9 protein-coding genes are annotated in these 9,061 nt (G+C 61.5%); 6 read left to right on the top strand and 3 right to left on the bottom strand.

The window, feature by feature from the left end; all coding sequences use genetic code 11:
• The first annotated feature begins 44 nt into the window (after positions 1-44).
• Complete coding sequence (locus ACYZTZ_RS19625) at positions 45-857, top strand: alpha/beta fold hydrolase (RefSeq protein ID WP_461999444.1); 813 nt, start codon at positions 45-47, stop codon at positions 855-857.
• 94 nt (positions 858-951) lie between these two features.
• On the opposite strand, the gene dsbG is transcribed toward ACYZTZ_RS19625, so the two are convergent.
• The 3 genes from dsbG to dsbD are packed head-to-tail and all read right to left on the bottom strand — an operon-like array spanning position 952 to position 4,300.
• The gene (dsbG, locus tag ACYZTZ_RS19620; protein ID WP_461999443.1) at positions 952-1,722 is read right to left on the bottom strand and encodes a thiol:disulfide interchange protein DsbG; all 771 of its coding nucleotides are present in this window, start codon (positions 1,720-1,722) and stop codon (positions 952-954) included.
• Positions 1,698-2,564 (bottom strand): TlpA family protein disulfide reductase, encoded by an 867-nt coding sequence (locus ACYZTZ_RS19615; RefSeq protein WP_461999442.1) that lies wholly within the window; start codon positions 2,562-2,564, stop codon positions 1,698-1,700. Before ACYZTZ_RS19615 ends, dsbG begins: the two co-directional genes overlap by 25 nt.
• A complete protein-coding gene (dsbD, locus tag ACYZTZ_RS19610; protein ID WP_461999441.1) occupies positions 2,564-4,300 on the bottom strand; it encodes a protein-disulfide reductase DsbD in 1,737 nt (578 codons plus the stop codon). The genes ACYZTZ_RS19615 and dsbD overlap by 1 nt, the downstream gene beginning before the upstream one ends.
• Before the next feature lie 153 nt (positions 4,301-4,453).
• On the opposite strand from dsbD, the gene ACYZTZ_RS19605 reads away from it, so the two are divergent.
• The 5 genes from ACYZTZ_RS19605 (at position 4,454) to ACYZTZ_RS19585 (ending at position 9,037) form a co-directional block, all read left to right on the top strand.
• The gene (locus ACYZTZ_RS19605; protein WP_074878741.1) at positions 4,454-5,137 is read left to right on the top strand and encodes a response regulator; all 684 of its coding nucleotides are present in this window, start codon (positions 4,454-4,456) and stop codon (positions 5,135-5,137) included.
• Positions 5,134-6,459: an ATP-binding protein gene (locus tag ACYZTZ_RS19600; RefSeq protein WP_461999440.1), complete on the top strand. Its 1,326-nt coding sequence runs from the start codon at positions 5,134-5,136 to the stop codon at positions 6,457-6,459. Before ACYZTZ_RS19605 ends, ACYZTZ_RS19600 begins: the two co-directional genes overlap by 4 nt.
• Positions 6,460-6,752: 293 nt before the next feature.
• Positions 6,753-7,238 carry a GNAT family N-acetyltransferase gene (locus ACYZTZ_RS19595; RefSeq protein ID WP_461999439.1) on the top strand — a complete coding sequence of 162 codons (486 nt, stop codon included), beginning with the start codon at positions 6,753-6,755 and terminating at the stop codon, positions 7,236-7,238.
• Positions 7,239-7,315: 77 nt separating this feature from the next.
• Positions 7,316-8,728 carry a diaminobutyrate--2-oxoglutarate transaminase gene (locus ACYZTZ_RS19590; RefSeq protein WP_461999438.1) on the top strand — a complete coding sequence of 471 codons (1,413 nt, stop codon included), beginning with the start codon at positions 7,316-7,318 and terminating at the stop codon, positions 8,726-8,728.
• Between the two features lie 81 nt (positions 8,729-8,809).
• On the top strand, positions 8,810-9,037 hold the full coding sequence (locus ACYZTZ_RS19585) for an MbtH family protein (protein ID WP_046049211.1): 228 nt from the start codon (positions 8,810-8,812) through the stop codon (positions 9,035-9,037).
• Positions 9,038-9,061: the final 24 nt, after the last annotated feature.

The following is a 9,061-nucleotide window of genomic DNA, read 5'->3' as shown; positions in this document are numbered from 1 at the left end:
CGGCACAGTCTGCCTGCTCCATTTTTTGCGAGAGGAGACAGTCAATGCCCTTCGTTACGGTTGATGGACAACCCCTTCACTACCTTGATCAAGGCACTGGCCCTGCCGTTCTGCTGGCCGGCAGTTATCTGTGGGACCAGGCCATGTGGGCGCCGCAGATCGCCGCCCTGTCGCAGCAATACCGGGTGATCGCTCTGGACCTTTGGGGGCACGGTGAATCCGGGCGGATGCCCGAGTGCACACAGTCGCTGGATGACATTGCGCGCCAGGCACTGGCGTTGCTTGATCACCTGGACATCGACCGTGTCACGCTGGTCGGTCTCTCGGTCGGCGGCATGTGGGGCGTGCGTCTGGCGCTGTCGGCACCGCAGCGGATCAATGGTCTGGTGCTGATGGACACCTACGTCGGCGTCGAGCCGGAACCGACTCGCCAGTACTATTTCTCGCTGTTCAAACAGATCGAAGACACCGGCGTGATTGCGCCGCAGTTGCTCGATATCGTTGTGCCGATCTTCTTCCGTCCGGGCATCGATCCGCAATCGGCGCTGTATCAGGATTTCCGCGCCAAACTGGCCGCACTGCCGCCGGAGCGTCTGCGCGAAAGCATCGTGCCGATGGGACGGATTACGTTTGGGCGCGATGATCTGTTGCCGCGACTGGGCGAATTGAATCCTGACACCACGCTGCTGATGTGTGGTGACCAGGACAAACCGCGGCCGCCGTCGGAGACAAGGGAGATGGCCGAGTTGATCGGCTGCCCGTATCTCCTGGTACCGGAGGCGGGGCATATCTCCAATCTGGAGAATCCGCAGTTTGTCACCGACGCACTGCTGAAGTTTCTGGCTGACATAACTTAGTCGATCTTACTGACGCCATCGCGAGCAGGCTCGCTCCCACAGGGGAATGCATTCCAATGTGGGAGCGAGCTTGCTCGCGATGGGGCCATTAAATTCACTTAGGCCCGAGAATTTGCACCAACTTGTCCGGCGATGGCGCACCTTGCTGTTGTTGCAGCTCGCCCTTGTCGTCCATGTAGAAAATCGCCGGGGTGGCCTGCAGTTCCAGGTCTTCCATCAACTGCATGTTGGCCGCCAGTTTCGCCTGAATCGCCGGGGGTACGTTTTTCAGGGCTTTTAGCGAGCTGTTCTTGCCTGCCTTCTCATGGTCTTCCAGCGCTTTCTGCGGATCCTTGGCGGCCAGCAGTGCTGCCGATTTCCCCGGACTGTCTTCGCGAATGATGCCGACCATGATGTGCCGCAACTGCACCTTGCCCGCCTTGACCCATGGTCGCGCCTGTTCCCAGAACACGTTGCAATAAGGGCAGTTCGGATCGCTGAACAGGTACACGATCCGCGGTGCCTCTTTCTTCCCGTCGCCGATCCAGTTGCTGGCTTCCATCTTGCCCCAGACTTCCTTGGCCATCGGTGCGTAAACCAGCTTCTGCAACGGCGCGCTGCTCAGGTCGTTGCCGTCGGCGTCGTACAGATTGCCGAGCAGCACGTGCTTGCCATCCGGAGTCAGGTACAACGCTATGCCACGGTTCTGGTACTGCGCCGCATAACCGCGCAAGCCGTCGGGTGCGTCGAATTGGCCGACGATTTTCGCGCCCTTGGCTTCGATTTTCTTGATCGCTTCGGGCAATTCTTCGGCGGCCTGCACCGACGGTAGATGCAGCAGGGCAGCGCCCAGGGTCAACGTCAGCAGGTGGCGGAGGCGGGGCATGGCAATTTCCTTGAAGAGGTGGCCGGTACGGCAGGATTCGGGGTGTCGAAGTTTTCCAGGGCGCGGGCCAGGCTGGCTTCCGACAGCTCACCCAGATGGCTGCCCAGCAGGCGACCGTCGGGGCTATAGAACAGCGTCGTCGGCAACGCCATGGAGCCGACGGCCTGGCCCAATCGGCCACTGCCGTCGAACAGCACGTTGGACAGGCTCAGGCCCTGGGTTTCCAGAAAAGTACTGACGCTTTGCATGCTTTCAGCCTGATTGACGAACAGGAACGTCAAGTCCGGGCGGTGTTGCTGGGCGTTTTCCAGCACCGGCATTTCCCGACGGCACGGCGGACACCAGGTGGCCCAGAGATTGATCACCAACGGGCCGCCCTTGTAATCGGCCAGTTGCACGGTTTCACCGGCGGCATTGCGCAGGGTAATTTCCGGCAGGCGCGTGCCTTGTTCGTAAATAGTCAGTGAGAAGGTCGCCAGCAGCCAGAACGCCAGGCCGCTGGCCACGCCAAAGCCCAACGGGCGGCGCAAGCCCGGGCGACGCCAGCCTCGATACAACGCGGCAAGCAGCAGTGCGATTACGCCCGGCCAGGCGAGGAAACCGCCGTCGCGCAGGTCGATGATCTGCCAGGGGTCATCGCGATAATGGGCCCAGTAAACGGCCACGAAACTGACCCGGGCGGCCAGCATGCCCAGCAGGAACAGGCTGAACAGCACCGACTCCGGATTCTCGCCGCCGCGCTTGGCCACCCGCCAGCCGACGAAGGTCGCCAGCGCCAGGGCGCTGATCAGCAGCAGGTGATTGAGCGCGATGGCAAAAGTGCCGAGGGTAAAGGTCAGCATTAACGGGCGTCTCGGGTGGTGGTCCAGCGTTGCAGGAAAGTGTCGGCATCGACTTCGCCGGTGATGCGCTGGCTGCGACGCTCGATGCCGTCGGCGCCGATCCACAACAGGCTCGGTGGCCCCGGCACTTTATAACGGCCGAGCAGTTCGCGGCTGGCGGCATTGTCGGCGGTGACGTCCAGCCGTAGCAAGCGCACATCGCTCAAGGCTTGCAGTACGTGGGCTTTGCCGAACACCTGTTTTTCCATGACCTTGCACGACACGCACCAGTCGGCGTAGTAATCCAGCAGCACCCATTGGCCTTGAGCCTGTGCCGCGTCGAGTTCCCGTTGCAGAGTTGCCGGGTCCTTGATCGTGGTGAATGCGTCGTGCCCGACCGGGTTTGCGGCGCTGCTCGAGTTTGAAGCGCTGTAGACCTGCAAAGGCTTCACCAAGTCATCACTGCCGCCGGCAGCACCGATCAGCAGCAAGCTGCCCCACACACCCAGCAACAGTGAGCTGGCGCCGAACACATGGGCGACGCGACCGAAACCTTCCGACTGCTTCCAGGCGCTGTACGCGGCAATCAGCAGCAACGCACCGCACAAACCAATCCACAGTGATTCATCCAGCACCGGGCGCAGCATCAGCAACGCGGTGGCGAGGAACAGGAAGCCGAACACACCTTTGAGCAGGTTCATCCAGGCGCCGGGTTTGGGCAGGAAGCGATTGCCGACGGTGACCAACAACAGCAGCGGCACACCGATGCCGATGCCCATGGCGAACAGAATCAGCCCGCCATGCAGCGCATTGCCGCTTTGAGCGATATATAGCAGCGCACCGGCCAGCGGGGCGGTCATGCACGGCCCCACCAGCAAACCGGACAAGGCCCCCAACACACCGGCACCGAACAGGCTGCCGCCACGCTGACTGCGCGAGACATTTTCCAATCGATCACGCACGGCCACCGGCAGTTGCAACTCGAAGAAGCCGAACATCGGCAACGCCAGCAACACAAACACCGCCGCGAAACTGCCCAGCAACCAGGGGTTCTGCAATAACGCCTGCAGATTCGCCCCGAGCAGCGCGGCCAGCACGCCCATCGCCGCATACACCAACGCCATGCTCACGACGTAGCTGGTGGCCAAGGCGAAACCGCGCTTGGGCGTGGCGCCACTGCCGACGATCAAACCGGCCAGAATCGGCAGCATCGGCAGCGAGCAAGGTGTGAAGGCCAGCAACAGCCCCAGACCGAAGAACACCAACAAGCTCCAGCCCAGTGCTCGTTGTTGCAGGCCGCTGGCCAGGGCTTGATCCGGTGCTTCGTCTGTCGCAGCGATAGCGGATTTACCGCCCAGATCCACCACCTGCGTTTGCGGCGGATAACACAAACCGGCATCGGCACAGCCCTGGAATCCGACCTTGATCTGACCGGTCGCACCTGCCGGAATCTTCAGTTCCAGACCCTGACGATAGACCTGCTGTTCGCCGAAGAACTCGTCGCTGTGCGCTTCGCCTTCAGGTAATACGGGATGGTGTTCAGCGGGTAAACCATCGAACTTCAGGCGTTTCTGATAGAGGTAATAACCGTCGGCAATCTGCCAATAGAGCTGGGTTTCACCGGAATCAAGGCGTTCGGAGGTGAAGATGAACGCCTTGCCGACGGGAAGAAAATCGGGTTTGGTCGCGAACGGATCAGTCCCTGCCTGGGCCAGACCCGAGATCAAGAGAACAAAAAATAAAAACAGTCGACGCATGGGTAAGCCTTATCCCTGTGCAAGTGAGGTGCAGGATGGGAGGCGGCGATTAACCGATGATTAACCACAGTGGCCTTGTGGCAATGGCGCTTGCGGCATAATGTCCGCTTAATCGGCCACCGGCCTAATCACCTTTTTTCAACAGGTCTCACCATGCACGTACTGGTTTGCGAAGACGACGAGTTGATCGCCAGCGGCATTGTCGCCGGCCTCACCGCTCAGGGCCTGACGGTAGAACATGTCGCCACCGCATCGTCTGCGCGGGCGATGCTCAAGGTGGCTGAGTTTGACGTGATGGTGCTTGACCTTGGTCTTCCCGATGAGGATGGCTTGAAGCTATTGCAGCAGTTGCGACATAGCGGTCTGGAAATCCCGGTGTTGATCCTCACCGCCCGGGATTCAGTCACCGACCGCGTCGACGGCTTGCAAGCCGGCGCCGACGATTACCTGCTCAAGCCGTTCGATTTGCGTGAACTCGCCGCGCGCCTGCACACCTTGTTACGACGGGTGGCGGGGCGCAGCGTCAACTTGATCGAACACGGTCGCCTGACCTACGACCCAAGCAGCCGCGAAACCATGCTCGGCGGCCAGCCGGTGGACCTTTCCCGTCGTGAGCAGTCGCTGTTGCAAGCCTTGCTGCACAACCGTGGCCGGGTGCTGTCGACCGAGCAACTGAAAGACAGCGTTTATGGTTTTAACGATGAGCTGGAAAGCAACGCCCTCAACGTGCATATCCATCACCTGCGGCGCAAACTCGGCAATGGCATTGTCGAGACGGTGCGCGGCCTGGGCTATCGCCTGGGGCCGGCCGATGGCGCAGAGGAATTGAAAAAGTGATGAGCCTGCGTTTGCGCCTGAGCCTGACACTCGGCGCCGCTTTTGCCCTGATCTGGGCCTTGGCTGCAGCCTGGATGCTCAGCGATTTGCGCAATCAGATGATGTTTTCCCTTGACCAGCGGCTGGTGGCCTCGGCGCGGATGGTCGCGGGCCTGATGGAGCAATTGCCGCCATTGCCGAGCAAGGGCGAGGGCACCCATTTCAGCGCAGAACAACTGAACCTCCCCGGCGGCATGGCCTGCCAGGTCAGTTCATTGCGCGGCGAAATCCTCGCCCGCAGTCACACCGATCCGCAACAAACCCTGGAAGCCGAGAAAATGGGCTTCCACGACCAGATGATCGACGGTGCACCGTGGCGCAGTTTCACCCTGGCCCGCGGCGACGTGCGCATCACCACCGCCGACCGGCAGATCGAGCGTGAGGCGCTGAACATGTCGATCCTGCTGGCCGCTTCGGTGCCGGTGGGCGTGGCCTTGCTCGGCTGCCTGTGCCTGCTTTGGCTGGGGATCGGCCAGGGGCTGGCGCCACTCAACCGCATGCGCGATGCCTTGATGCGCCGCAGCGCCGACTCCCTGGAACCGCTGCAGATCCAGCCGCTACCCAGCGAGCTGCAACCGTTGCTGGACACCCAGAATCAGCTGTTCCAACGGATCGGCAAGACCATCGAACGGGAACGCCGTCTGACCGGTGACGCTGCCCATGAATTGCGCAGCCCGCTGACGGCGATCAAGACCCACCTGCAAGTGGCGCGCATGACCGACGGCGCGGCCCGGGATCAATCCCTGGCCCGGGCCGAAGAGGGCGCCGATCGCCTGCACCGGACCCTTGAGCAATTGCTGTTGCTCGCGAGGGTCGAGGGCAGCCTGTCGTTCGATGACGGCGTGCAATGCAGCGCCGAGCAGGTGGCGAAACTGGCGATTCAAGATGCTGCCAGCGGTGATCGTCAGCGGATCAAGCTGCAGATGCCGAGCAAATTCTCCGCTGCACCGGTGCAAATGCCGGCAGTTTTGTCGATTGCGGCGTTGCGCAACCTGTTGGACAACGCCCTGCGTCATACCCCTGGCGAAGGAGCGGTGGAGCTGAGCCTGGAAACCACTGGCAGTCACGTGCGCTTTTTGGTCCGCGACCACGGCCCGGGGATTGCCGAAGACGATCTGCAACACCTGACCCAACGCTTCTGGCGCAACGGTCAGAGCACCGGCTGCGGCCTGGGTCTGGCGATTGTTCAGGCAATCGTCCAGCGCTGTGGTTGCACCCTGCATTTCGACAGCCGGCCGGACGGGTTGCGGGTTGAACTGACCATGCCGTTGCAACCGGTGTGAACTTCAAAATCCACCCCTCACCCCAGCCCTCCCGAAACGTCGGACCGCCCCAGTGGGGAGAGGGGGAAAGGGAGCCGATTTTCATGCTTTTCAAAAACTGAGTTCGACTCGGATTTTCAGGTCGATGTAGCTCTAAGACCACCTCGGTCAGTCCCCTCGCCCCCTGGGGAGAGGGTTAGGGTGAGGGGGATTCTGCAGGCACACCAAATGTAACGTCTCTCCATTAGCCACCCGCTCCCCACAGCGCTATCGTCCCCGGCAGCTTTTTCTCAATGGATTGAGGTAACAGCGCCATGGATGCACCCCTGCACATTTGCAAAGCAACCCCCGCCGCCGCCGGCATCATCAGTCGGATCGTCGAGCGCTCCATTCGCGTGGGTTGCGCGCTCGACCATCGCAACGATCCGCTCACCGTCGCCACCTGGACCCACAACAAAACCATCGAACACGTGCAGCCCTGGCTGACCGACGAGCGGTTGTACCTGAACATCGCCCTGTTGCACGACAAACCGGTCGGCGTCGCGATGGCTGCGATCAGCGGCAAGGTCGCGTTTTGTTATGTGCAACCGGAATGGTTTCGTCGCGGGGCCGGGCAAGCGCTGGTGCGCGACCTCGAAGGCTGGCTGACCGATCAGGGTTTGTGCCAGGCACGACTCAACAGCACCCGCACCAGTGAAGCGTTTTACCGTCATCTGGGTTACCAGCCTTGCGCCGAAACCTTCGCCGTAGCCGGGCTCCACGCCATTCCCATGCACAAGGCGCTGCCACCCCCTTCATAGAAAGCTGATCGAGGGTCTAAATCCTCGGCGCCCTGATGCGTTTCCAGAACAGGAAAACCTTATTGAGGGGTCGAGAGATGTCAGTCGCTACCAGCCTTATGGAAGATCAGTCGGCCCGGATCACTCCGGCGCCGACCGAGACGCTTTATCAGTTCAACGAATCGCCGCTGCTGGCCCGTCAAAACCGGCAGGAATCGAATGCCCGCAGCTACCCGCGACGCATTCCCCTGGCCCTCAAGCGTGCCAAGGGCATTTATGTCGAAGACGTCGAAGGCCGCCGTTTCATCGACTGCCTGGCCGGCGCAGGGACGTTGGCCCTTGGGCACAACCATCCGGTGGTGATCGAAGCGATCCAGCAAGTGCTGACCGATGAACTGCCGCTGCACACCCTCGACCTGACCACCCCGGTCAAGGATCAATTCGTCCAGGACCTGTTCGGTCTACTGCCGCCGGCTTTGGCCGCTGAAGCCAGGATTCAGTTCTGCGGCCCGACCGGCACCGACGCGGTGGAAGCCGCGCTGAAACTGGTGCGCACCGCCACCGGGCGCAGCACCGTGTTGTCCTTCCAGGGCGGTTATCACGGCATGAGCCAAGGCGCGCTGAGCCTGATGGGCAGTCTGGGGCCGAAAAAGCCTTTGGGCGCTTTGCTCAGCAACGGCGTGCAGTTCATGCCGTATCCCTACGATTACCGCTGCCCGTTCGGGCTCGGCGGCGCGCAAGGCGTGCAGGTCAACCTGAATTACCTGGAAAACCTGCTCAATGATCCAGAAGCCGGCGTGCAATTGCCGGCGGCGGTGATCGTCGAAGTGGTGCAGGGCGAGGGCGGGGTGATCCCGGCCGATCTCGACTGGCTGCGCGGCCTGCGGCGGATTACCGAAAAGGCCGGTGTGGCGCTGATCGTCGATGAAATTCAGAGCGGTTTTGCCCGCACCGGCAAGATGTTCGCCTTCGAACACGCCGGGATCATTCCCGACGTGGTGGTCATGTCCAAAGCCATCGGCGGCAGTTTGCCACTGGCCGTGGTGGTCTATCGCGACTGGCTCGACACCTGGCTGCCGGGCGCCCATGCCGGGACCTTCCGCGGCAATCAAATGGCCATGGCCGCAGGTTCTGCAGTGATGCGTTACCTGACCGAACACAAGGTCTGCGAGCACGCCGCCGCCATGGGCGAGCGCTTGAGCGAACACCTGCGCATCCTGCAACGGGACTTCCCGCAACTGGGTGATATCCGCGGTCGCGGCTTGATGCTTGGCGTCGAATTGGTCGATCCGACGGGCGCGCCGGATGCCTTGGGTCATCCACCGATCTTCGGTCGTCTGGCGCCGCTGGTGCAGCGCGAATGCCTCAAGCGCGGTTTGATCCTTGAACTGGGCGGCCGTCATGGCGGCGTGGTGCGTTTCCTGCCGCCGCTGGTGATCACTGCCGCGGAAATCGATCGGGTAGCCGAGATTTTCGGCAGGGCCATGGCTGCTGCCACCGCCAGTGTCTAAATTTTTCAGTCTCTGACACGTTCCTTCTACATAACGGCTGCGCACGCAGTGCAGCCCACCCTACAGCGATGGAGAAACACCATGACTTCAGTATTCGACCGCGAGGACATCCTCTTTCAGGTCGTGGTCAACCACGAAGAGCAGTACTCGATCTGGCCCGACTACAAAGCCGTGCCTGCTGGCTGGCGCACCGTGGGCAAGAGCGGCTTGAAGAAGGAATGCCTGGCTTACATCGAAGAAACCTGGACTGACATGCGTCCGCTGAGCCTGCGTCAGAAAATGGAAGAACAGGCGGCTGTGGCTAATTAAGTCACCGCGCAAAAAGAAGCCCGC

It is taken from the genome of Pseudomonas sp. LB3P58 (genome assembly GCF_054897895.1).
This window is presented reverse-complemented; position numbering and strand designations above follow the sequence as displayed.

Bases quoted from the DNA above. Each gene is read 5' to 3' on its own strand.
- ACYZTZ_RS19625 (WP_461999444.1), top strand. From the start codon at position 45: ATGCCCTTCGTTACGGTTGATGGACAACCCCTTCACTACCTTGATCAA.
- dsbG (WP_461999443.1), bottom strand. From the start codon at position 1,722: ATGCCCCGCCTCCGCCACCTGCTGACGTTGACCCTGGGCGCTGCCCTG.
- ACYZTZ_RS19615 (WP_461999442.1), bottom strand. From the start codon at position 2,564: ATGCTGACCTTTACCCTCGGCACTTTTGCCATCGCGCTCAATCACCTG.
- dsbD (WP_461999441.1), bottom strand. From the start codon at position 4,300: ATGCGTCGACTGTTTTTATTTTTTGTTCTCTTGATCTCGGGTCTGGCC.
- ACYZTZ_RS19605 (WP_074878741.1), top strand. From the start codon at position 4,454: ATGCACGTACTGGTTTGCGAAGACGACGAGTTGATCGCCAGCGGCATT.
- ACYZTZ_RS19595 (WP_461999439.1), top strand. From the start codon at position 6,753: ATGGATGCACCCCTGCACATTTGCAAAGCAACCCCCGCCGCCGCCGGC.
- ACYZTZ_RS19590 (WP_461999438.1), top strand. From the start codon at position 7,316: ATGTCAGTCGCTACCAGCCTTATGGAAGATCAGTCGGCCCGGATCACT.
- ACYZTZ_RS19585 (WP_046049211.1), top strand. From the start codon at position 8,810: ATGACTTCAGTATTCGACCGCGAGGACATCCTCTTTCAGGTCGTGGTC.